General features: G+C 39.8%; 18 protein-coding genes and 1 tRNA gene. 8 read left to right on the top strand and 11 right to left on the bottom strand.

The genetic code is table 11. The features are described from left to right. Positions 1-2 precede the first annotated feature (2 nt). The 3 genes from HCU67_RS02640 to HCU67_RS02630 form a co-directional block, all read right to left on the bottom strand. A complete protein-coding gene (locus HCU67_RS02640; RefSeq protein WP_210423605.1) occupies positions 3-311 on the bottom strand; it encodes a gamma-glutamylcyclotransferase family protein in 309 nt (102 codons plus the stop codon). 2 nt (positions 312-313) lie between these two features. Then, the gene (locus HCU67_RS02635) at positions 314-631 is read right to left on the bottom strand and encodes a DUF4286 family protein (RefSeq protein WP_168551051.1); all 318 of its coding nucleotides are present in this window, start codon (positions 629-631) and stop codon (positions 314-316) included. An 84-nt stretch (positions 632-715) separates the two neighbouring features. Further along, a complete protein-coding gene (locus HCU67_RS02630) occupies positions 716-2,503 on the bottom strand; it encodes a tetratricopeptide repeat protein (RefSeq protein ID WP_168551050.1) in 1,788 nt (595 codons plus the stop codon). A 121-nt stretch (positions 2,504-2,624) separates the two neighbouring features. On the opposite strand from HCU67_RS02630, the gene HCU67_RS02625 reads away from it, so the two are divergent. From HCU67_RS02625 to HCU67_RS02615, 3 genes are all read left to right on the top strand, one after another. Beyond that, complete coding sequence (locus tag HCU67_RS02625; RefSeq protein ID WP_168551049.1) at positions 2,625-3,998, top strand: S41 family peptidase; 1,374 nt, start codon at positions 2,625-2,627, stop codon at positions 3,996-3,998. A gap of 109 nt (positions 3,999-4,107) precedes the next feature. Continuing rightward, complete coding sequence (locus HCU67_RS02620) at positions 4,108-4,581, top strand: (2Fe-2S)-binding protein (RefSeq protein WP_168551048.1); 474 nt, start codon at positions 4,108-4,110, stop codon at positions 4,579-4,581. Position 4,582: 1 nt separating this feature from the next. Continuing rightward, positions 4,583-6,778: a xanthine dehydrogenase family protein molybdopterin-binding subunit gene (locus HCU67_RS02615; protein ID WP_246865690.1), complete on the top strand. Its 2,196-nt coding sequence runs from the start codon at positions 4,583-4,585 to the stop codon at positions 6,776-6,778. 83 nt (positions 6,779-6,861) lie between these two features. On the opposite strand, the gene HCU67_RS02610 is transcribed toward HCU67_RS02615, so the two are convergent. From HCU67_RS02610 to HCU67_RS02595, 4 genes are read right to left on the bottom strand one after another with little or no spacing between them, the layout of a single operon-like run. After that, complete coding sequence (locus HCU67_RS02610) at positions 6,862-7,548, bottom strand: hypothetical protein (protein ID WP_168551047.1); 687 nt, start codon at positions 7,546-7,548, stop codon at positions 6,862-6,864. 47 nt (positions 7,549-7,595) lie between these two features. Continuing rightward, the gene (serS, locus tag HCU67_RS02605; protein WP_168551046.1) at positions 7,596-8,867 is read right to left on the bottom strand and encodes a serine--tRNA ligase; all 1,272 of its coding nucleotides are present in this window, start codon (positions 8,865-8,867) and stop codon (positions 7,596-7,598) included. A gap of 46 nt (positions 8,868-8,913) precedes the next feature. Further along, positions 8,914-10,239, bottom strand: coding sequence for an HTTM domain-containing protein (locus HCU67_RS02600; RefSeq protein ID WP_168551045.1), 1,326 nt, complete (start codon positions 10,237-10,239; stop codon positions 8,914-8,916). Beyond that, positions 10,239-11,165, bottom strand: a complete 927-nt coding sequence (locus tag HCU67_RS02595) for a bifunctional riboflavin kinase/FAD synthetase (protein ID WP_168551044.1) — start codon at positions 11,163-11,165, stop codon at positions 10,239-10,241. The genes HCU67_RS02600 and HCU67_RS02595 overlap by 1 nt, the downstream gene beginning before the upstream one ends. A 53-nt stretch (positions 11,166-11,218) precedes the next feature. Between HCU67_RS02595 and HCU67_RS02590 the strand changes: the two genes are divergently transcribed. Continuing rightward, positions 11,219-14,971: a reprolysin-like metallopeptidase gene (locus HCU67_RS02590; protein WP_168551043.1), complete on the top strand. Its 3,753-nt coding sequence runs from the start codon at positions 11,219-11,221 to the stop codon at positions 14,969-14,971. A 2-nt stretch (positions 14,972-14,973) separates the two neighbouring features. Beyond that, positions 14,974-15,681, top strand: a complete 708-nt coding sequence (locus HCU67_RS02585; RefSeq protein ID WP_246865689.1) for a hypothetical protein — start codon at positions 14,974-14,976, stop codon at positions 15,679-15,681. A gap of 5 nt (positions 15,682-15,686) precedes the next feature. On the opposite strand, the gene pth is transcribed toward HCU67_RS02585, so the two are convergent. From pth to HCU67_RS02570, 3 genes are all read right to left on the bottom strand, one after another. Continuing rightward, entirely contained in the window at positions 15,687-16,319 is a 633-nt protein-coding gene (gene pth, locus HCU67_RS02580) for an aminoacyl-tRNA hydrolase (protein WP_168551041.1), read from the bottom strand. Positions 16,320-16,397: 78 nt separating this feature from the next. Continuing rightward, the gene (locus HCU67_RS02575) at positions 16,398-17,039 is read right to left on the bottom strand and encodes a 50S ribosomal protein L25/general stress protein Ctc (RefSeq protein WP_168551040.1); all 642 of its coding nucleotides are present in this window, start codon (positions 17,037-17,039) and stop codon (positions 16,398-16,400) included. A gap of 63 nt (positions 17,040-17,102) precedes the next feature. Beyond that, entirely contained in the window at positions 17,103-18,044 is a 942-nt protein-coding gene (locus HCU67_RS02570; protein ID WP_168551039.1) for a ribose-phosphate pyrophosphokinase, read from the bottom strand. 143 nt (positions 18,045-18,187) lie between these two features. Between HCU67_RS02570 and HCU67_RS02565 the strand changes: the two genes are divergently transcribed. From HCU67_RS02565 to HCU67_RS02555, 3 genes are all read left to right on the top strand, one after another. Then, a tRNA-Leu gene (locus HCU67_RS02565) sits at positions 18,188-18,271 on the top strand. A 121-nt stretch (positions 18,272-18,392) separates the two neighbouring features. Next, entirely contained in the window at positions 18,393-23,846 is a 5,454-nt protein-coding gene (locus HCU67_RS02560; protein ID WP_168551038.1) for a BspA family leucine-rich repeat surface protein, read from the top strand. After that, positions 23,843-24,556 (top strand): hypothetical protein, encoded by a 714-nt coding sequence (locus HCU67_RS02555; protein WP_168551037.1) that lies wholly within the window; start codon positions 23,843-23,845, stop codon positions 24,554-24,556. Before HCU67_RS02560 ends, HCU67_RS02555 begins: the two co-directional genes overlap by 4 nt. 26 nt (positions 24,557-24,582) lie before the next feature. Here the strand turns inward: HCU67_RS02555 and HCU67_RS02550 are convergent, their stop codons facing one another. After that, a complete protein-coding gene (locus HCU67_RS02550) occupies positions 24,583-25,341 on the bottom strand; it encodes an SOS response-associated peptidase (RefSeq protein ID WP_168551036.1) in 759 nt (252 codons plus the stop codon). Positions 25,342-25,344: the final 3 nt, after the last annotated feature.

Genomic DNA, 25,344 nt, shown 5'->3' with positions numbered 1-25,344 from the left:
AGTTAACCTGAATTCTCGACATAGACCCATGCTTCCCTACCAGAGACAAGGGTTATCAGTTTGCGAGTATAGGCCGAAGTTTCATAGACATCACAAATTTTGAGGTCTTCATTATTTAACTCATACACCATTCCATCAACAAAATCATTGGAATTAGTGGTTGGCCTAACCAATGGATACCTTTCGTAAACCGCATTTTCAAACCATTTATAACTTGGAAGTTGGTCCGCTTGACCCTCTAAGATTCTACCGAAAACATACTGTTGTACTTGAGGGTCTTGTAAGGTGCCGTAGGTGAATAAGAGAGGCAACTTCAAGGTATTTGCTGACTAATTACTTCAAGTTCAGTTCTAAAGGCAACGAATTTATTGGCAAAGCGTCTCATGCCGTCTGCCCTCATGATTTCAGCATTTTCTTTATAGTAACTTTCCAAGGTTTGTTTATCCGGACAAGTATATTGAATCGAATAGGACGTGCCTCCCATCTCCTCTTCAACTAAAACCTTGGTCATTTTAGCATGACTGAATTTACCTGTGGCCAGCATATCGGGTATGTGCTTGTCTTTCATCCACGACAGCCAATCGTCATGAACCTCGTCTTCAATATTGATGGTTACGTTATAAATTATCATAGCAATGAGTTCGGGTACAAGTTCAAAAAACAAGTTTAATTTTCAAATTAAACTTGGAGATGAATTGTCGTCGTTATTAAATTTTTAATTGATGGAATCACCACGTAATCGCCTGAAATTTTTACGGGCTTGAGGAAAGTAATAACTGTCTTGGTAATTATAGATGATTTTCTCGTATTGAGGTTTTGCCTTTTCTGGAGCATTTAAATGATTTTCATACAGCTGTCCCAAAGCAAAATGGGCGTCGTCTGCCAAAATATCTTGTGAGTAGAATTCTATGATTTTAATGTAATTGAATTCAGCTGCTTCATATTTTCCTTGTTCTTCCAAAAGTTTGGCTTGCCGAAGTAATGCCTCATCTTCAATTTTTTCACCCTTGTGATTTTGTAGAATATCCTCTAAAATATCAACGGCCTGTTGAGTTTTCTTCTGATAGGCCAGCAAATCGGCACGAGCATATTTTTTTAGGGCGGTTTGGGTGGAGTCTTCCAAAGAATTATCAGATATCAGCAGGCTTAATTGCATGGCATCATTTGCGATAAGCTGCGAAGTGGAGCTTCGCAATACTTTTAATTGTGTTAATGCCCAATCAAAATCGCCCTTGTAAAAGCTGGTTTCTGCTACTTTGTAGCGAGCATCTTGCCCAATAACATCGTTTTTAAGACTTTTTTGAATTTGCGTAAAATAGATAAGAGCCTCACTGAACCGTTGGTCAAAAACTAAAATCTCACCTAAAGCCATTTTAATGTAGGCCACTCCAAACCGTCCAAGAGGTTGTTCCAAACTTTTTTTGAGCATGGCAATTGCAGGATCTGGCTGTTCCTTTCTAAAAGTCAAAAAATTTGCATAGGCAATCTGTAATTGTAAGAGATTGTTTTGATAACCATATTCATCAAGCAGGGCCTCGTATTTTTTTTCGATTGCATCCAATTTTTTTCCACCTGTATTTAATAACTCTATTTCGATTAAGCTTAGCTGGGCGTTCAATTTTCTATTCGGCTGCGAAGCGTTTTCTACGATGTATTCAAATATGGCTACCGCAGTATCGTAGTCTTCGTTTTCTTGAGCAATATCACCTAGATTTCGAATTCGGTCCAAATTTGAGCCTTCAGCTCTCTTGTAGATTGCTTTTTCTTGGGCAAAAGCCTGTTTAAATTGGTTTTGTTGAATAAAAAGCCAACTTAATAGCTCGTTCCAAAGAACATCAGGATTTTTTTGGGCATTCACCAGTAAGGTCTTTCTTAATTTGACGTTGTTCTCATTTTGTGGATCTTCCGAAATAAAGTCATTGATGTTTCGCAGAACGTTTGAACGAGAGGATTTACCATCATAAACCAATTGAAGGTAGGACTGGTACATTTTTTCAATCTCACCTTGCTCTCCATAAATACGGGCCAATTGAAAATTGTAATTCAGCTCGGGTTTTAAAGTCATTGCTCTTGTATAGGCTTGAATGGCCTCATCAAGTAAGGCGTACTTTTGAAAACGATATCCAATACCGTAACCGAAATTCGGATTTTCATCTATTTTTTCAATGGCCTTTTGGTAGTATTCACTGCTCTTTTCCGGTTGGTTTTGAAGTGCATAATTATAGCCGAGTTCAATAAAGAATGTCGGAAAAACAAAGTTTTGAGAAATCTTATCCTGTAGAAACGTTTCAGCCTCTTGATAGCGTTCGAGTTGTTGATAACAGGCAACCAATGCTTCAGAATAGTCAGTGCGCCTTGGATTCTTCTTTACAAGATTTTCGTAGAAAACCACAGCTTTTTCAAAATCACCGTCTTGAAAATATTGCTTGGCCAAAAAATCGTCTTGCCCCCAAGAAAATTCTGCAACCACAAAACACAAAACAAAGAATAGGGTGTATTTCAAAAATGAGCTTTTAGATAAAGATAACGCTGGTTTTATTGGTTTTGTGTTAAGGTCTTATAAAAATCAATTTCAATGTAACAAAAGAAATAGAAGGTCGTCAACAGGAAAACTAATAATTTATATGAGGGCAAGAACTCTAACCCTGTTGCTATTTCTAACCACATCTCTTGTATTCGGCCAATCAAAATTTTCAGAAAAGGAAGTTCTTGACGATTTGGATGCTTTAAAGAATACACTGGAAGAAACACACTATAATCTTTTTGCCTATACCTCAAAGAATGAATTCAATGAACGGTATCAAGAATTAAAAAACGGGGTGTCAAAAGATTCCCTTTCCTTGTTAGAGACGACGAACTTGTTTCAAAAGTTTACCTCATCTGTGAATAACGGGCACACTTGGATCGAATTTCCAATTCAATCGTACATGGAGTACGCTGAAAACGGTGGAACGGTTTTTCCTTTGGAATTGGCATTTGAGAATAAAAAGGCCCTGATTCGAAAAAATTGGTCTGGAGAAGATGCTTTACTACCTGGAATGGAGATAATAACCATAAACGGGGTCTCAATAGCGAACATTGTTAATCAACTTTACCCACAAATTTCTGCTGAGCGTGAATACTTTAAAAATGCCAAAATCGAATTGTATTCTTTTCCCAGACTTTATTGGCAAGTCTTTGGTGAGACAGATGAATTTAGTGTTACGATTAAAAACAATAATTCTGAAAAAATATATCGGCTTAAGGCGGTACCTGCAATTGACGGTTATGAAATGAAAAGGGATGAAGTCATAAATGCAACTAGGCAATTGGACTTTTTTGAAGAAATAGCATACTTAAGGCCAGGTGGATTTGGTGGCGATAAAGAAAAATATCTGGCTTTTATTGACTCTTCCTTTTCAGAAATCAAAACAAGAAAAAGCAAGCATCTAATTTTAGACTTGCGCAATAATCCTGGTGGTGACGATAGTTTTAGTGACTACTTGGTCTCTTTCTTGGCAGACAGACCATTTCAATGGAACTCAAAATTTTCTTTAAAGACCAGTAGTTTTTTAAAGAAACATATTCGAAAGAATTATGATATATCCACCGACTTTTGGCAAAAAGCCCTTTCGCATGAAGATGGCGAAATATATGACTATGATTTTGAAGACTACCAACCCCAACCTACTGAGAAACGATTTTATGGAGCGGTATACGTACTGGTAAATCGACAATCACATTCACAAGCCACAGTTACTGCGGCTCAATTACAAGATTACGGTTTTGCAACGGTGGTTGGTGAAGAAACCGCAGAATACCCCACTTTATTTGCCTCGATATTTCAGTTTACATTGCCAAATACAGGCATTGCCGTTAACGTTTCAAAAGGTCGAATTGTTCGTGTGAATGGAAGTGAAAAACAAGAAGGTGTTCAACCTGACATTATGATAAAAGACCATTTGTTGGATGAAACCGATGAAATATTAGAGGGACTAAAGCAGCAGATTGGTTCCTGAAACATGTTTTTGGCGGTAATGTTAATCGGCATCTAGGGTATCAAAATTTTTTCCCAAACTGAAAGTCACGAAAAGCTTCTTTCTGTAACTTGAGGGAAACAAAAAATTTATGCCTACCTATTCTTTAAACATCAATGGTAAAGTCCAAACTGTTGAAGTTGCAGAAGGTACTCCGTTGTTATGGGTACTACGTGAACATTTGGGACTCACCGGTACCAAATACAGTTGTGGAATAGCACAATGTGGTTCTTGTACCATTCATCTAGACGGTAATCCTACCAAAGCATGTGTTTTACCAGTAAATGCAGTGCCTGATGGTAAAGTAATTACCACAATAGAAGGTCTTTCTGAAAATAATGAGCATCCTTTACAAAAAGCATGGATTGAGGCCCAAGCTCCCCAATGTGGATATTGTCAATCTGGGCAATTGATGCAGGCAGCGGCATTATTGAAAGACAATCCTAACCCGACTCGAGAAGAAATAAAAAGTCATATGAACGGAATTCTTTGCCGATGCGGAACCTATATGCGCATTATCAAAGCCATTGAATTGGCAAGTGAACAATCAGCCAAAACTGCTTAAAATGATGAGTAATCTTAATAATAGAAAATCCAGTAGGTCTTTCAACCGTCGGCAATTCTTAAAATCTTCGAGCGGGGTTGCCCTTTTTATCGGTGTCTCAGGACTGTTGCCAACCGTTGTTTCGTGTCGGGACCAAAAAAGAGTTGAAGAACAGTTTCAAAAACATGAAGTCACGGCTTGGGTTCAGATTTCAGAAGATGGTCAAATCACCATTTACAATCCTGCTGCAGAAATGGGCCAAGGGTCGATGACTGCTTTACCCATCATATTTGCAGAAGAAATGGATGCAGATTGGTCCAAGGTAAATGTTGAATTTTCTCCGCAAGAGGCTGAAATCTATGGCGGAGAAGGCTGGGCACCTGGCACTAAACTCATGTTCACTGTGGGTAGTCGAACAACAAATAGTTACTATTCAACATTGAGACGGGCAGGGGCACAAGCCAGATATGTTTTGCTTAGCTCAGCAGCAGCACACTGGAACGTTCCTATTGAAGAGTTGATTACGATTGAAGGTAATGTGGTGCATGAAGCAAGTAACCAAAAAATCGAATATGGGCAGTTAGTACGTTTTTTGACCATGCCGGAGTCCATACCTGATTTTAACGAAGGAGGACTTAAAGACCCGAAAGATTTTCGATTGATTGGCAGTATCATACCGCGAACCGAAATACCCGAAAAAGTAAATGGTAGTGCACAATTTGCCATTGATATTCGCTTACCTGAAATGATATATGGTGTTTTGGAGCGAGGCAACCTACATGGAGCCAAACCTACATTGCAAAATGAAGAAGAAATTTTGGCTATGGACGGTGTGCTGAAACTGGTTCCTTTTGATTATGGGATTGGTATCGTTGCCACAACTTTAGAAGGGGCACTTAGTGCTAAAAAAGCACTCAAAATTGAATGGAGTGATGCCCAAGCATCGGGATTCAATTCACAAGAGATTTATGCTTCTTATGAAGATATTTTGGCGGAGGATAAAACTGGCGATGTACGAAATGAAATTGGCGATTTCAATAAAGCGTCTAGTTCTGCCACAAAAACGTACGAAGCCGATTTTAAGAACGACTATGTCTACCATGCACAGATGGAACCGTTGAATGCCATTGTCCAAGTGTCAGAGGACTTAAAGAAGGCAGAAGTTTGGGTTGGGAGCCAACAGGGTAGTGATACAAAACTGGGCATTCCAAGTTTACTAGGAATAGGTCATGAGGATGTAACAGTACACCTACAATATCTTGGTGGTGGTTTTGGGCGTAGGAGCATGAGCGATTTTGTAGTTGAATGTGGAACCTTAGCCAAAGAAATGGCACCAAGACCAGTGAAATTGCTTTGGACCCGTGAGGATGATGTCACCTATGGCTGCTACAGGCCATTGACTTTACAGCGCTTAAAGGCTTGCACCGACTCTCAGGGAAACCTAACCGGATTTTCACATGTTGTGGTAGGCGATGGGGGCCATTTGGTTGCTGGTGGTGCCCGAAATGACCATTATCAAATTACCAATCAATGGTTGGAATGGCGAAGCGCCTCACATGGGGTTCGCCTAAAGCATTGGCGTGCAGTTGGTCATGGCCCTAACAAGTTTGCAATTGAAGCCATGCTGGATGAAATTGCCTATGAACAAGGGCAGGACCCAATAGCCTTAAGACGAAAATTGATGACCAATCAATCTCCACGGGCTTTGGCCACTTTGGAAAAAGCTGCTGAAATGGCGGATTGGGATGCCTTTTTACCTGAAAACCGAGCTAAGGGAGTTGCCTTTGTAGAACACGGTTCTATGGGTACGGGCATTTGTGAAATCTCGGTAAATCGCGAAACAGGTAAAATACGTGTTCATAAATTCTGGATTGCACTTGATGCAGGCGTTGTGGTGCAACCTGACAATGTAAAAGCACAGATGGAAGGCGGAATTATTATGGGTATGAGTAGTGTGCTAAGCGAACAGCTTACCGTGGTCGATGGTAAAATTCAACAAAGCAATTACCACGATTACAAATTATTGCGCATGCAAGATGTGCCCGATAGTATTGAAACTGAAATCTTACCATCTGCGGAACACCCAGAAGGTGTTGGTGAAACAGCTACCCCAATGGTAGCAGGTGCCATTGCAAATGCCTTTTTACGATTGACAGGTAAACGTTTGCGACATATACCCTTTACCCCAGAACGGGTATTGGAGGTTTTAAATACTTGATTTTAAGGATGGCGTTACTCAATTAGAGGTATTTGTTTTTGTGCTCAATTTCCGGTTCGGCTGATGGAATTTTGAAGTCTATTTTATAAACAGGTCTTTAGCAAACTTAAGTTCGAAATACGATTGGTGTTCTGAAGTTGGATTACATCAAACCCTTTTAAGGTCAATGACTTCACTTGAAAAATGTTCTCAGGTGATTTTTGATCAACTGTAATTATCAAAAAGGTATTCCCATTTATTTTCCGGAAATACCAGTACCCGTTGGCTTTGTCCGTAAAATTGATGTATTGTTTTCTTTTGAGCTTTTCTTTTTCAGCTTTATCAAGAAAGAACCTTTCCTTGGTAAAACGCCCTTGAATACCCTGAATTTCACCACAATGCTGTTCTATTAAATAGGTATTCAATTCTTTAGGCTCAAGTTCTAGGGCATGACTTAAATCAAGCTTTTTAAATACCGAAGTGGTGCCTTTTGCACCCTTTAAAACAAGTTGGTCGTTGTCAATAGAAATTACTTTAAGCTTGCCCTTGATACCTGTAACCTTGATTTTGTTTTTTTTCCGGTTTGTAATCAGGGGCTCATTAGTACTATTGGCCATATTACCTATCAAACCCTTATCAAAATCGAGTAAAATTACACCGGAATCATGCTTTGTTGTAGTCGTTAAATTATGAAGGCTGGTATCAGTTGCCATCCAGACACCATCGAGTTCTTGTGCAGGTAACAATAGGGTTTCCAAAACCAATGCAACGAGCAAGATTAGCTTCTTCATATTTCTTTAGTACTTAGGATTTCCTTTACCATGATAGAAATCATCAACTAGCTGATGACTTCAAAGCCGCAATAGGGAACCAAAACTTCAGGTATTTTGATTCCATCAGTTGTTTGATAGTTTTCTAAAATACCAGCAAGAACTCTTGGCAATGCAAGAGCACTTCCATTTAAGGTATGTGCCAATTGTGTCTTGCCGTTCTCATCTTTAAAACGAAGCTTTAAACGATTGGCTTGAAATGTTTCAAAATTGGAAACAGAGCTGATTTCTAGCCAACGGTCTTGAGCCGTAGAAAATACTTCAAAGTCATAGGTCATGGCAGAGGTAAAACCTAGGTCACCGCCGCATAGGCGCAAAATACGATATGGCAGTTTCAATTCCTTCAATATGGTCTTTACATGTTCAACCATAGCATCCAAAGCTTGATAAGAGTTGTCAGGATGCTCAACTCGCACAATCTCAACTTTGTCGAATTGGTGTAGTCGGTTGAGTCCACGAACATGGGCTCCATAACTACCAGCCTCACGTCGAAAGCAGGGCGTATAACCCGTCAACTGAATTGGAAAATCTTCCTTTTTAACTATTTCATCGCGAAAAATGTTGGTCACAGGAACTTCTGCAGTTGGAATCAAATACAAATTATCCCCGGTAACATGGTACATCTGTCCTTCTTTATCCGGCAGTTGTCCCGTACCATAGCCGGAAGTTTCATTGATTAAATGTGGAACTTGAATTTCTTGATAACCTGCTGCGGTATTTTTATCCAAAAAATAAGAAATCAAGGCACGTTGTAAGCGAGCACCTTTGCCTTTATAAACCGGGAATCCTGCACCGGTAATTTTCACACCCAATTCAAAATCAATGAGGTCATATTTTTTGGCAAGCTCCCAATGGGGTAGGGCACCATCAATCAACTCTGGAATATCCCCTTCGCGAAATACTTCTTCATTATCATCTTCAGAATTACCTGCTGGCACCAACGGGTTGGGAATATTCGGAATTTCATACAATGCTTTTTGCAAAGCTTCCGTACTGATAGTTAGAATTTCCCCAAGTTGTTTTGAACTTTCCTTTAAGTCACCCGTTTTCGCTTTGAGCTCGTTGGCTTCAGCTGCTTTACCACTTTTGAAAAGCATCCCTATCTCTTTGGAAATTTTGTTTGATTCTGCAAGTGTATTGTCCAATTCGGTTTGGGTAGCACGGCGTTTCTCGTCCAATTCCAAAACTTGGTCAAATAAAGGAACCGCATCGATATTACGCTTTTTTAAAGCCTCGATAAACGCATCTTTATGCTCACGAATTTTCTGTAGCTGAAGCATGATTTTTATTTGAAAGGGCAAATTTAGAGAAAACCTTTTGGCTGCCCTATTTATATTCCTCCGGAATTAGAATCCATTCGTTTCTCCGAAAGTGATTCCACTTGGCCTCGGCCATATCTACTTTTGGGTCTATTAAAGGATAGTATTCCCCTTGATTGACTTTGGCTTTACCGGTTACAAAGATTTGTACATCTTCCCCTTTTGCCTTGTATTCTTTTTTAAGTCTTTGGGCAAATGTCCAAATAAAGTCAGGATACGAGCCGATGCGCCGTCGTTGTTTTTTGGTGAGGTAATCATCTAAATCAATGTGGGTTACCTGCTTGGTTTCTTTGTTCACTACCCTAAAATTCGAATAGCCCGAACGGCTGCGTAACATCATACGCCAACTTAATCGATGCCCTTCTTCCGTCCAAACAACATTGCCTGGTATTATATGATGTCGAAGCGGCAGTAGTATTTGTATGAAGAAATAACCAATGAAAACTGCTACCAATATTTTACTTGCCTTAAGATTGAATATAGGGGAGTTGGCCGTTGCTTCTTCCAAGGGTTTTTTAAAGAAGAGTTTACGAATGGTTTTGGTTTCAAAAAAGAACACACAAAAAGCAAGGGACAAATAGGGAAAAATACCTATTCGAAAAACATAGCTATTGAACAGATGGAAGAAAATGGATAAAGCAAAAGCGATTCTTCTAGTGGGTTTCCAAAGCAAGGCAGGCACCACCAATAGGTCAAAGGCAATCCCGAAAACCCCAATTGCTTTATGCACCCAAGCTTCCTGCAAAAATTCCCCAATAAGAAAATAGTCCTTTTTGCCCTTCATTAAAACCTCAATGAAACTGCTATCAAACCAATCGGCATAAAGTTTAGCGACCGAGGCATAGGTGTATACAATAAACAAATGCACAATAATGATCCATCGTACATAATTGTACATGTAATCGGTCTTAATTGACGGATTAAATTTTGCGTCCAATGAGTGATTTCTGTTGGCCGGTAGAAATCCCATTATGTAGGCCAATAACATTAGTAGGTAGTAGTGGTTATTGTAAGAGGTTTTCTGCATTAAATAAACCCCTGACCAGAGTACTGCAAATCCAAATGCTGCATAACGATATTTGTAACCAACGGTAATCAATATTCCACAAAGGCCCATCAGTACAAAATAGTAGTACATACCGTCACCTGGTAAGGGCTGCAACCACTCAAAACCGATAAACGAAAAAGTAAATTGGGGTTCAATAAAGGTTTTGCGAACCCAACCTGTTGCAATGGCACCAAATGCTTCACAACACACCAGAATACCATAGAACACCCTAAAGGCAATTAATTGGGCATTGTCAATCTTTCTGTAAAGGAAATCATTGAACATTATTTTGAAAATAAATCTTGCACCGTTTGCTTATCCTTAAATAATTGTGCTTTTAAAGCATCAAGCGAATCGAATTTTTCCTCTTCACGAATATGCTTGATGAACTCAACTGAAATGGATTCGTCATAAATATCGCCCTCAAAATCAAAAAGATTGACCTCTGTACTAACAGTATTGCCTTTGACCGTCGGATTGAAACCGATATTCATCATTCCATTTAATTGGCGATCCTTAATCTTACATTTTACGGCATACACCCCATTTTTGGGTATAAGCTTATAGTCTTCAGGTACTTTAATGTTCGCTGTTGGGTAACCTAAAGTCTTTCCGATGCCCTTACCCTTGGTTACCGTTCCGTTTATCATATAGTGGTACCCTAAGAACGAATTTGCTGTTTCAATATCAGCTTCTAAAAGTGCTTTCCTGATTTTAGTGGAACTCACAGAAACATCTTCAATCTCTTGGGCTGGTATTTCTTCTACCTCAAAATCAAGGGTTGAACCAAAGTTTCTAAGGTCGTTGATGTTGGCATTGCGATTTCTACCGAATCTATGGTCATATCCAATAATAACTTTCTTCGCATTTAGTCCATTCACCAACAAATCACGAACAAATTCAATGGCGGTCATTCGCGAAAAGGATTTTGTAAATGGATGGATTATGGTGTAATCAAGACCCATATTCTCTAGTATTGCTACTTTTTCATCAAGCGTATTCAGCATCTTAATATCACTGTCTTTCTGCAATACCATACGAGGATGCGGAAAGAACGTCAGTAGGATGGATTTTAAACCCGTAGCCTTGGCCCGATTATTGAGACGTTCCAATATCTTACGGTGTCCAATATGAACGCCATCAAAAGTACCGATTGTTATGACCGAAGGGTGCTTCTCATTGTATTGAGAGATGCCACGGATTGTTTTCACTTAGAGAAAAATAAAAAAGCTTATTTTTAAAATCTTAATGCCCCATTCTCAGCATGAAAGCTAAATTACGCCTTGTTTTATCAACAGCCATATTTTTTGCTTCAATTTCAGTTATTGCACAACAAAACTACTGGCAAGGAACGACCACAAAATTAGTCGACCAAAATTCCAATAATTACTATTTCAGTTTAGACGAAACATCATTTAAAAGCTCACTGCGTCAGGCAATACAAGATAACTCTGGCACCCAAGTAGTCCATTTTCCTGATGAAAATGGAAAAATGATTGCCTTTCATGTAAAGGAATCTTCGGTTTTACATCCAGAATTAGCAAAGCGATTTCCACAAATCAAATCATTTGTTGGCTGGTCTGCTGATGCAAAAAAGAAAGTTCGATTTAGCACCTCACACCGAGGGGTGCAAGTTATGCTACAAGATTTCGAAGCACAGAAAACAATGTTCATTCAAAAAGAAAGCAGAACATCTAGTATATACAAAATGAATGGGCGCAGTTTGACAAATAAGAACTTCGTTTGCAAAACTCTGGATGAAGGAGCAAAAATGATGGGCTTAGGTGGCTTTACGCAAAAGTTGGTTGACGATCAAACCCTAAGAACCTATCGTTTGGCAGTCTCAGCTTCCGGTGATTATACCAATTATCATGGAGGTACTGTAACGGATGCATTAGCCGCTATGAACGCTACAATAACACGGGTCAATGAGATTTTGGAACGGGATGTCGGTGTACGATTGGAATTGGTTGCCAACGTTACCAATGTCATCTTCACAGACCCAACAACGGACCCATATTCTTCTGGATCTAATCTCCTTGGTGAAGTACAAAACGAGCTTGAAACCACTATCGGTTCAGCAAACTTTGATATCGGACACTTGTTTCACCTTGATGATGATAATGGTAACGCCGGTGGTATTGGTACTGTTTGTGGCCCTATAAAAGGGAGGGCATTCTCGTCTGCCAATATTCCAGAAACCGATTTATACGATTTAGATTATGTAGGCCATGAAATGGGGCACCAGTTAGGCGCCAACCATACCTGGTCATTCGAAACCGAAGGTACTGGTGTTCAAGCTGAACCCGCAAGTGGAACTACGATTATGGGATATGCCGGAATAACTGGTGCAAATAACGTTGCTCCCAATGGCGATGCCTATTACCACTACAATAGCATTCAGCAAATGACGACCTATATCAGAAGCCAGACCTGTGCTGTGGATACCGATTTAACCAATAATGTGCCGGTTATCGTGGAAAATCCTGATTATGTGATACCAGCAGGTACTGCTTTTGTGCTGACGGGCAATGCCACTGACCCAGATGCAGGAGACACACTGTTGTATTGTTGGGAACAAATCGATAATGGTGTGGTTACCCGAGATACTTTTGGGCCTGAAAACCCAATAGGTGCCAACTTTAGATCGCTATCACCGACTACTGATGCCTCACGGTATTTTCCAAGACTTTCAAGAGTTATCTCTGGCAATTTGACCCAATCGTTGCCACCACTGAATTCGGCATGGGAAACTGTTTCTACTATAAGTCGCGAATTTAATTTTGCACTCACTGTTCGAGATAATGGTTTCGGTGGAGGCCAGGTGGCAACAGAAGAGGTTAAGGTTGATGTAGTGGATACTGGCAATGTCTTTGCCATAACGTCACAATCAGAAAGCTCATTGCAATTTAATGGTGGTTCGGTTATTACAGTGGAATGGGATGTTGCTGGCACCAATTTACCTCCGATTAGCGCAGATTTTGTAGATGTATTTTTGTCCACTGATGGTGGTGCGAGTTTTACAATTCCTCTGGCAACTGCAATTCCAAATGATGGTAGTGCAGGTATACAATTGCCGGGAACACCAACAAGTCAAGCCCGAATTATGGTAAGGGCCAACGGAAATATTTTCTTCGCGGTAAACGCTGAGAATTTTGAGATTACCGCCTCGGATTTTATTTTGAATTTTGATGAGCTTGAGTATACAGTCTGCAAACCTGATAACCTGACGATTGATTTTGTATACGAAACATTTAATGGTTTTGCTGGTACTACAAACTTAACGGCAAATCTACCAACTGGTGTTTCGGGAACATTTACGCCATCTTCAGTAACAACTAATGATACCGCTGTTTCACTAGCGCTTTCAGATGTATCTTCTTTGGATGTTGGCAGTTACCCAATTGAGATAACGGGTACTTCAGGAGGGTCAACTACTGAAGTGGATGTTCTACTGCATGTCTTTGATTCAAATTTGAATGATGCAGTTTTATTGGCGCCTGCCGATTTAGCTGTTGATACTCGAATAAATCCAACCTTTTCATGGGAAGACGACCCCAATCATGCATCTTATGAAATTGAAATTGCAACCGACGATGCCTTTACCAATATTGTTGAAACTGGTCTTGTAAATGTCAATATGTACGAGTCAAGTAATTTGGATCCGTCAACAACATATTTTTGGCGAGTTCGGCCTAGTAATAATTGTGCTGTAGGTAATTACTCTGCTCCCTTTAGTTTCACTACTATTTTAATTGACTGTATAACGGTTTCAGCTCAGGGTTTACCTCGAGCTATATCGAATGGAGCGCCATCTGCCATCACAGCAACGGTAAACCTTTCACAAAATTTACCCATTGCTGATATTGATGTGGCCCTAGAATTGGAACATACCTACCTAGGGGATTTGGTCATAAGCTTGACTTCACCAAATGGAACCAAGGTCTTATTGACCTCGAACACTTGTGGCCCATTGAATAACATAAATGCCACTTTTGATGATGACGGAACCGAAATCAGTTGTTCCGGTAATCCTGCAATTAGTGGAACCGTTCGACCCCTTGCTGCACTTTCCACTTTTAATGGAGAGTTCGGCGAAGGAGAATGGGTGCTTGAAATTGATGATACCGCAGCAGGCGATGGAGGTCAACTTATTGACTTTACGGTTACTTTCTGCGTTGAGGGAACATTTAGACCGGACGAAGATGAAGATGGCGTTTTTGACGATGGTGACGATTTGTGCCTAGGAACCCCAAAAGGTGTTCAAGTCAATACCGATGGTTGCCAAGTTTATCGCTTTCCGACCGACAACTTTTTCATTGAAATCAATAATGAAACTTGTCGCGATAACAATGATGGGGCGCTTAATCTGAACGCCGTTGATACTTCCCTTAATTATGAAGGAACGTTATCTGGACCGGGCGGTGATACCGTTTTGGCATTTAATGATCAAACTTCTTTTACCGACCTAACGGCTGGTAATTACAGTTTATGTATAACGGGTACTGATGGTATCAACAACTATGAGGAAACCTGTTTTGCGATTACCATAAATGAACCCGAACCGCTACAGGCCAGTGCTGTTTTTGACGAACAAGATTTGACAACTACCATTTCACTGCAAGGAGGAACCTTATATAATATTGAAGTGAACGGGGTGGTAACCCAAACCCGAGAAACTGAAATCACCCTTGATTTGAGAAACGGAGTAAATGAAATAAGGGTATTTACCAATTTGCCTTGTCAAGGGGAATTCAAAGAGACGTTTTTGGTGAATACTGGAGCATTTCTTGCACCTAATCCTACACAAGATCAGGTAACCTTATTTCTGAATGATTTTTCAGGAGAATTGAATGTTCAATTGTTCTCCTATGATGGTAGATTAATCAAATCAGATAATCGTAATATCAGTTCAGGTAGGTTGGATGTGCAACTAAACGATTTTCCTTCGGGACTCTATTTATTGAAACTATCGGGAAATCGAATCAGCGAAACCTTCAAAATTCTGAAGCGATGAAAATGAAGAAGTATCTAAGTTTTTTAGTGTTGGGGCTACTGATTTCATGCTCTGGAGGCGGTGATGACAATCCTCCTACACCGCCCTTACCAGATCCACCTTCAGCTGCCACCTTGGTCTTTCCTTTTGAAAATTCAGAATGCAACACAGGTGTTGATTTAAACACTGATTTTAGTGAGGTTACATTTGAATGGAATGCTTCTGAAAATACAGACGTTTATACCTTGGAAGTCATCAATTTAAACTCTTCGACTCCTCCACAGACTTTGTTTACCTCAGAAACGACGGCAACTTTGGCTATTGCCAAAGGAACACCTTTTTCATGGTCTATTACCTCGCGAAACAACGAATCTCAAGAAAGCGCTGAAAGTGAAAGCTGGCTCTTTTATAACGCTGGAACCATCGTTAATTATCCACCTTTTCCTGCGACCATCCTTGAACCGGAATCAGGATCAACAGCGGTTAAAAACCAGAATGATGAGGTTGTATTTGATTGGGACGGTACCGATGTAGAAGATGATATTGTTTCCTACGAGCTTTTTTTCGCCACTGGGTCGCCTAATACCCTGACTTCTGTTTATGTTGGGGCAGATTCAAGCTTTGCAATTTCAGGTCTGGAATCCGGATCTGTGAATTATTGGAAGGTCATTACTACAGACGCCCAAGGAAACAACTCAGATTCAGGAGTCTACGATTTTAAGGTGCAATAATCTACTTAGCTGTTATTAAAGGTATTCATGGTGTTCGCAACACCAGAAAACATGAAAGACCGAATCAATTCGGTTGATTTTTTTAAGCGCTCTTGCATTTTACCTTCCTCTTCAGCGTTCCATTGCCCCAGAACATAATCGACTTGGCGACCTTTCGAAAAATCTGCGCCAACACCAAATCTAAACCGGTTGTATTTGGTGGTTTGCAATTGTTGTTGAATATCTTTTAGCCCATTGTGCCCACCATCACTTCCTTTGGTCTTTAAACGAATAGTGCCAAAAGGTAGGTTTATATCATCTGTGATAATCAGAATGTTTTGTAACGGAATCTTTTCTTTGTCCATCCAATAGCGAACAGCCTTGCCACTCAAGTTCATATAGGTAGATGGTTTGAGACAAATGGCCGACCGTCCTTTGTGTTTAAAGGTCGCTACTGCTCCCAAACGGTCGTCAGCAAAGGTCAATTCTTCTTCAGTGGCCAATTGGTCCAATACCTGAAATCCGATGTTATGTCTGGTGTTTTCGTACTTATCACCAATATTTCCCAATCCTGTGATTAAAAACTTTTTCATAGGGTCGTTTTCTTCGAGGTACTGTTTTGCTTTATGACCAAATAATTTTCTAAGAAATTCGAACACGCAATTTTCAATTTATCCAAAAATACAAAAGCGCCTAACTTAGAAGAAAGGCGCTTTTTAGTATAATTTCGGAATGATTTAGCTTTCAGCTGAAGCTTCAGCAGCTGGTGCTTCACCACCTTCAGCTGGTGCACCTTCTTCACCTTCTTCCTCTTCCTCATCGTCAACGATGGCGTTTCTAGCAGCCTTCACTTGAACTACGGTGATGTTATCAGGATGCATGATAGTGTAATCATCGCTTTTGATGGACTCAACAGCTACTTTTTGACCGATTTTAAGGGTCGAAATATCCACTTTGATTTCATCCGGCAACAAATTTGGCAATGCTTTTACAGAAAGCTTACGCTTTCTAAACAAAAGGCGACCACCATTTCGTACCCCAGGTGAATTTCCTTCCAAACGAACAGGAATATTCATGGTTACAGCTTTGTCGTCGAATAACTGGAAGAAATCTATATGTAAGATTTTATCCGTTACAGGGTGAAATTGAATGTCTTGTAAAACAGCATTCAAGGTTTCCCCACCTTCAAGTTCAATTACCGCAGTGTATGCATTTGGAGTGTACACCAGGTTTTTGAACGCTAGTTCATCAGCTGAAAAGTGCAATGGTGATTCCCCTCCGTACAGAACGCAAGGGACCTTTCCAGCATTACGTAAGGCCTTAGTAGCAACCTTGCCCACGCTTTCTCTTTTAGATCCTTTGATCGTAATTGACTTCATATTTACTATTTAAATTATTTTTTTCGAATTGTTTGAACCTTGAAGCCCAACCGTAGTCGAAGGCTACATTATAAATTTTGACGAAATTGAAGTGTTGTGGTGTACGCGATGCATAACATCTGCGAATAAACCTGCACAACTCAACACCTTAATTTTCGGATGATTATCTCTTGAAGGAATTGAATCGGTGATGATCAATTCTTGCAATTGTGATTTTTCTATTTTTTCATAAGCATTGCCTGATAGCAGACCATGGGTGGTAATTGCTCTAACACTGACAGCACCCCTTTCCATCATCAAATCGGCAGCTTTAGTCAAGGTACCCGCCGTATCTACCATATCATCAACCAATACGACGTTTTTGCCTTTAACATCACCAATAAGTTCCATATGCGATATGACGTTGGCTTTTGCTCTTTGTTTGTAACAAATAACAACGTCACTTTCCAAAGCCTTGGAATAGGCATAAGCTCTTTTTGAACCACCCATATCTGGAGAAGCAATACAGAGATTGTCCAGTTTTAAGCTTTGCAAATACGGTAAAAAGAGAGTTGACGCGAATAAATGATCTACTGGTTTTTCAAAAAACCCCTGGATTTGATCTGCATGTAAATCCATGGTAATGATTCGTGTTGCTCCCGCGGTCTCCAACATTTTGGCAATCATCTTGGCAGCAATAGGCACCCTAGGTTTGTCCTTTCGGTCCTGTCTAGCCCATCCAAAATAGGGCATGACCGCTGTGATATGTCTAGCAGAGGCGCGTTTTGCGGCATCCAACATCAACAACATTTCCATCAAATTCTCTGAACTCGGATTGGTAGAACCTATGATAAAGATTCGAGCTCCTCGAATTGACTCTTCAAAAGAGGGCTGAAACTCCCCGTCACTGTATCTAGAGAAATGGATTTTACCCAAATCAGCTCCGTATGCTCCAGCGATTTTTTCGCCTAGTGCCGTACTTTGTGTGCACGCAAAAATTTTAGGTTCTGGAACTTGATATGGCATTCTTCTCAAATTAAGAAAGACCAGCATTTCAACGGCCCTTCAAAAGCGGTGCAAATTTAAAAATTAATCTGGGTTGCTAAAGTATAATTGTGGTTAATTTGGTTTTGTGATTGAAATAATTTTTTAGCTTTGCAGTCCCATTTGCCGAAGTGGCGGAATTGGTAGACGCGCTGGATTCAAAATCCAGTGGTAGCAATACCGTGTGGGTTCGATTCCCACCTTCGGTACTTAGAAGCCTCAAACGACTGTTTGGGGCTTTTTTCTTTCCGATAAAAATCATCAGTTTTAGCCAAGAGTCATATAATATTTTTAGTGTTTTTAGGTTTTTATTAAGACTAAACACGACCTATGAGACTAACTTTTACGCTAGCCTTTCTTCTTGTTTCCCTTACAGTTTTTTCTCAAGCCTTTGTAACTACTTGGAAAACTGATAATGAAGGTTCATCAAATGACAATCAAATTACCATTCCAACACATCCTGATGTAACCTATAATTACGAGGTGGACTGGGGTGATGGTACGACAAATACTATTGTAACAGGCAACATTACCCATACATATGCTGCACCCGGAACCTACCAAGTTTCGATAACAGGCGATTTTCCCCACATTTATTTTGGTGGTCTAGATGAAGGCAAAAAATTAATTTCTATCGATCAATGGGGTGGAATAGAATGGCAATCAATGTTCTCGGCATTTTGGTATTGCGAAAATTTAGACGTTTTGGCGAACGACGTGCCAAATCTTTCAGGGGTCCAGAATATGGTTAACATGTTCACAGGTTGCACTTCCTTGGTTGGTAATTCTGCAATGGGTACTTGGCAAGTCGGAACAGTTACTGATATGTCTTCTTTATTTAGTGGCACCTCAAATTTTAACATCGATATCTCCAATTGGAATGTAAGCAATGTGCAGGCGATGCCGGCAATGTTTTCAGGTTCTGCATTTAATCAAGATATAAGTGCTTGGAATGTGTCCAAAGTCCAAAACATGTTAGGGATGTTTTCCGCTACCCAAAACTTTAATATTGATATATCCGGTTGGGATGTTTCTTCAGTGTCGGACATGAGTTACATGTTTTCTTTCGCGACTGGCTTTGATCAACCATTGAATACATGGAATACTTCCGCAGTACTAAATATGGAAGCCATGTTTAAGAATGCTCCAAATTTCAACAGAGAACTAAATAGTTGGAATGTTTCCAAGGTGGAAAATATGAAAGAAATGTTTTCAGGAGCTTCTAGTTTTAATAACAATATTTCGCAATGGAATGTGGGTGCTGTTTTGAATATGGAAAACATGTTTAGAAATGCAGTTGACTTTAATCAACCTATAGAATTATGGAATGTTGAGAATGTTACCATGATGAAGGAGCTTTTCGCTGGTGCATCAAGTTTTAATCAAAATTTAAATGGATGGAATGTTGGCCAGGTAACTTCAATGCAAGGAATGTTTGCTGGAGCTTCAAATTTTAATCAGAATATTTCGAATTGGGATACGAGTAATGTAACCACAATGCGAGGTATGTTCTTTGATGCAAACTCCTTTGACCAAAATATTGGTGCTTGGGATCTTAGCAACAATATTGATTTGGGCGCGATGTTCTTCGGGGCCACCTCGTTCAACCAAGATGTCTCTGGTTGGAACGTAAGCGGTGTTAGTAGTATGGACGCAATGTTTGAAAGAGCAACTTCTTTTGACCAAGACTTGGGCGGATGGGATATAACTAACGTAACGACTATGAAAGATATGTTTAATGACGCAGGCCTGTCTCAAGTTAATTATGACGCAACTTTAACTGGCTGGGCGAATCTTCCATCTTTACAAAGTAATGTTCAGTTTGACGCTGGTAACAGCACCCTTTGCACTGGGGCATCAGCAAAATCAAAATTGATAAACGATTTTAGTTGGACAATAACGGATGGGGGCATCGGGGTCTGCCCATTTATCACAACATGGAAAACAGATAATCCAGGGGGTTCAAATGACAATCAAATCACAATTCCCACTTTTCCTGGAGAGACCTATGATTATTCAATCGATTGGGGTGATGGTAATATAGATACCAATGTTATGGGTGATATTACCCACACCTATGCAAATCCTGGAACATATACCATTTCTATTAGTGGTCAATTTCCAAGGCTTTATTTTTTAGGAGCAACTACCGACGAAAATTCCCCGTTCGACAATCAAAAATTGTTGTCAGTTGATCTTTGGGGTTCGATTCAATGGACATCCATGGAATTTGCCTTTTTCAATTGTACCGAGCTTGATGTTGTCGCCCCTGACGAACCCATTTTGGATAATGTTACCAATATGAATTCAATGTTCAATGGTTGCTATTCCTTAGAAGGCACAACTGAATTTGAAAATTGGGAGGTTGGTAATGTTCAAATCATGAATGATTTGTTTGCTGATTGTTTTGAGTTCAACCAAGAGCTTGGTTCTTGGGATGTAAGTAACGTAACAGATATGTCTTTTATGTTTTCCTCAGCCCAACAATTTAACGGCAATATCAGTAATTGGAATACATCTGCGGTTCAGAATATGCGGGCCATGTTTCAAGATTCGTGGGCTTTTAATCAGGGTATTGGTAATTGGAATGTATCTCAGGTTACTGATATGCAAAATATGTTCTTTGGTGCGACAAGTTTTGACCAAAATCTGGAAAATTGGAATGTTTCAAATGTTGGCAATATGTCTTCCATGTTTTTCGGAGCAAAACTTTCAACCGCCAACTATGATTCGCTCTTAGCGGGTTGGGCCAGTTTATCCAATCTTCAAAACGGAGTAGTTTTCGATGCCGGTGGTAGTCAATTTTGTAACTCGTTAGAAGATAGACAGTCTATAATTGACAACTATGGCTGGAACATTGAAGATGATGGTGCCAATAGCGAATGTTTTTTTATAACTACATGGAAGACTGACAACCCTGGTCTATCTGAAGATAATCAAATTACGATTCCAACATTTCCGGGTGGCACCTACGATTACAACGTGGATTGGGGTGATGGTACCTCAGATACCAATGTTACTGCCTCAATTACACATACGTATTCCAATCCTGGAGAATATGACGTAATCATTTCGGGAGATTTCAACCAAATATTTTTTAATAACCAAAACCGTGAAAATTTTATCGGCGATGAGGAAAAGATAATTGACATAAAACAGTGGGGAACTGCAAGATGGGGATTTATGTTTGGTGCTTTTGCTGGCTGTAAAAATTTAGACATTTCAGCACAGGATATTCCTGATTTCTCTAATTCCAACTCTTTGGGAGCTATGTTTTTAAACTGTGTTTCTTTGATTGGAAATGAAAGTTTTGAATTTTGGGACGTTTCGTCGATCAATAACATGCCCAATCTATTTAGAGGAGCCGACCTCTTCAATCAAAACATAGGTGCATGGGATGTTTCCAACGTTACTGATATGGCCGGAATGTTCAGCGAGGCCAAGACTTTTAACCAAGATTTAAATGGCTGGAATGTAAGTAGCGTTGAACAAATGCAAAGTTTGTTTGCTGGGGCTTCCGTTTTTAACAGTGAGCTAAATAATTGGGATGTTTCCAGTGTTACCAATATGGCCGCTATGTTTAATCGAACGTCTTTTAATCAGGATATTTCAGGCTGGGACGTCAGTAAAGTTGAATTCATGGACTTCATGTTTTCCAGTAACCCGACTTTCAATCAAGATATCAGCCAATGGGATGTTTCTAGTGTAACGAGTATGGCAAGTATGTTTTTTATGAATCGGACCTTCGATTATAATTTGGGGGGATGGGACGTTTCTCAGGTCACCGATATGTCAAATATGTTTGTTCAAAGTACAGGAATGTCTTATCAAAACTACAACGACATGCTTATTGGCTGGAACAATCTCCCATCTTTACAGTCAAACGTGCAGTTTGATACCTCAAATCACGAATACTGTGAAGCCGAAGACGCCAGACAAAACCTAATAGATACCTATGGGTGGATAATCAACGACAATGGCAAGAATTGCATTGAAGGGCAACGTCCATACATAACAACATGGAAAACTGACAATTTTGGAGATTCAGAAGATAATCAACTATTGATTTCAACAAACGAATTCGCCATTTATCAATATGATATTGATTGGGGGGATGGCACTTCAGATACTAATGTCCGTGGAGACATATTACATACCTATATCACTCCTGGTATTTATGAGGTTCAAATCAGTGGGTATTTTCCCTCGAATGGTTTCTTCGGCAATGATCGTCTCGATAGGGAAAAATTATTGACTGTGGAGCAATGGGGAGATATTGTTTGGGATAATTTTAATAACGCCTTTGCAGAATGCCTAAATATGGACGTTGTTGCAACTGATACTCCAAACCTATCCAAAGTGGAACAAATGGTTTACTCTTTCGGACTTTGCCATTCTTTAGTTGGAAATGATTCTTTTAATGACTGGGATGTTAGTAATGTTGAAAGATTTGATAGTATGTTCAGAGTTTGCTACGAATTCAATCAAGACTTATCGAATTGGGATATCAGTAACGCTGAATTTATCAATGGGATGTTCAATTTCGCAACATCTTATAACCAAGATTTAAGTTCTTGGGATACTTCGAATGTTGTTAATATGAGCAACATGTTCAACAATGCACATTCTTTTAATAAGGATTTGAGTACTTGGGATGTTTCTAATGTAACTGACATGCGTGGTATGTTCAGACTAGCTGAGGCCTTTGATCAAGATTTGGGTAACTGGAATGTATCAAACGTAACCAATATGTCTGAAATGTTTTTTGAAGCTGGAATATCTGCGCCAAATTATGATTCTACACTTTTGGAATGGTCTGTATTACCTAGCCTGCAAAACAACGTAGTTTTTGATGCAGGTGATAGCCAATATTGTGAAGCTATTGATGCAAGACAATTTATAATTGACACTTACGGTTGGACAATAACAGATGGCGGCGAGTTTGCCCTCTGCAATCAAGACAATGATGGTGATGGAGTATTGGACCAGTTTGATCAATGTCTGAATTCGGCACCAGGAGCCGTGGTCAATGAAAACGGATGTGATTTTATCGCTAATGATGCCATTCAGGTATTTGTGCTTACTCCAAGCTGTACCGATAGCTCAGATGGTTCTATTGAAGTAAACATGAACGCTGCTGGGTACCAATTGGACATTTCCCTCGAAGGAATAGCAGTTAGCAATCAATTCAATGATGTTACCTCCGGAACAAATTTTGAAATTGAAGACCTATCAGTCGGGACCTATACGGTTACCGTTTCAATTCCAGAGGTTTTATTTGAACGCACGTTTGGAGTGACGGTAAACGCTTTGGACTCGGTCAGTGGAAAACGGCAAAGCTTGGATACAAAATCAAGAACCGCCTCATATCTTGTTTCCGGTAGTAAAACCTACACTGTAAGGGTAAATGGAGAGCTCCAAAATTTTGAGTTCGAAAATGATAAAGAAAATGTGATATCCCTAGAAAACTTGAATGGTGAAACTGAAATCGTTATATCTGGTGAAAGTGATTGTCAGGGAAAAATTGAAGATAGCTTCTTTGTAGATGATTCCATCTCCATTTTCCCCACAGTAGTAACCAGTCATTTTAATGTACTAAGCTCCAATTCAAAATTGGAATTTGCTATCTATAATCTTGAGGGTAGGGTAATGCAACCATTAAAGCAACTCGAATTTTCAACTCAAGCAGTAGAAATTGACGTCAGTTTATTGCCTTCGGGGATGTATTTCATCAACCTAGTGGAGGGTGAAAATGTGAAAACCTTTAAAATCATTAAGCGATGAAAAAGTTCTTGAATATTAAAATTAGGTTGTTGATGTTTTCAGCACTGATTTTTTTGGTTTCGTGTGAGGAAGAAATGGCAAGTGAAGAACCAGTTGAACCGCCAATCCAAAATGAGACCCCGCCCGCAAAGGCGGTAGGAACCTTGCCGGTAAATGGCGAACCATGTTCTGATTATGAAGAAGTCTCAGGTGATGACTCCAAAGTATCGGTTTTGTTCAATTGGAACTCTGCACAATTTGCGGATAGTTATGTATTAAATGTTTTGGAAGGAAGTAGTCAAGTATTTACAGGTTCATTCACTACTTTAAATGCCAATGTAGAGTTGGATAGGGGTAAGACCTTTAGTTGGTCAGTGACTTCGGTAAATGAAGATGGCCAGACGAATGGTGATTCCAATTCATTTACCACCCCAGGTACACCAATCGGGAATTTTGCACCCTATACGGCTGAGATAGTGGTAACATTTGATGAGGGGACTTCAGAAATGACTGTCACGTGGGTCGGAAGTGATGAAGATGGTGATGAGTTGACTTTTGATGTTGAGGTATTTGAAGAAGGCCAATCCGTTTTTGATTCGGTCGATTTGACGTCTACTTCGATAGGACCAATTGGTTACATGCTTGATACGGATTATACAGTTGAGGTGATTTCCAGAGATGGATTTGGCAACTTTTCGGTCGCACGATTAGAGGTGACTTCACCAGATTAAGATTAGGCTTTTAGATTTACTTTTTCCTAAGCAAAATCTATACTGACCTCTACGTAGTCTTCCTTTTTTATGATTTCAGGATAATTGGGGTCTATTGTTCTTGAGTATAGGTTTTTCGTCACGGGGTGGGCGGCGAGTGCTCCTTCCCATAGATCTTCTTCAATTAGGTTTTGTACATCATCTTGGTTTAATCCTTCGGCCAACCATTCGTCTTTGTTTTCATAATCGATGATGACCGGTCTTCGTTTTTTGTCGTTATGTATTGCTGCAAACATGGGTGTAGCTTCTTTTGTCAATACTGAAAAGGTTCTGCGTCCGTCAGCGGTGTTGGTATAAATCCCCGCCAGAAAGAGTGGGTCGCCATCTTTTCTGCTAAAATAGAACGGTACTTTAAAGTCTTTGCCCTTCACCTTTACTTTGGTGTTGTGCGGTTCAAAAAAACCATCTACGGGAATTAGGCATCGCTGATGTTCCCAAGAATAGCGATAGATAAAATGGTCGAATAGCTTTTCAGATTTGGCATTCAACCCACCAAAGGTCTTTGGGTTTTTAAAATATTCCTTGTAATCTGCCTGGTTCTGTTTAGAAGGCATTATACCCCACATATTAGGTGAAAGGGCATCAGGTCGCTCTTGTGTTATACTCCACATCACGGGATGACTAAAACCGCTTACAGAGAAGTAAATGAGCTCAAAATCGTCCGGAATGTTCCCAACGAGTGCTTCTACATTCGCCCATTTTTGTAGTTCCGCCTTTTTGCGGGATTGTCTCGTGTTATAGCACATAGT

Origin of the sequence: Croceivirga thetidis (genome assembly GCF_012272815.1) — a bacterium.
GTDB lineage: Bacteria > Bacteroidota > Bacteroidia > Flavobacteriales > Flavobacteriaceae > Croceivirga > Croceivirga thetidis.
This window is presented reverse-complemented; position numbering and strand designations above follow the sequence as displayed.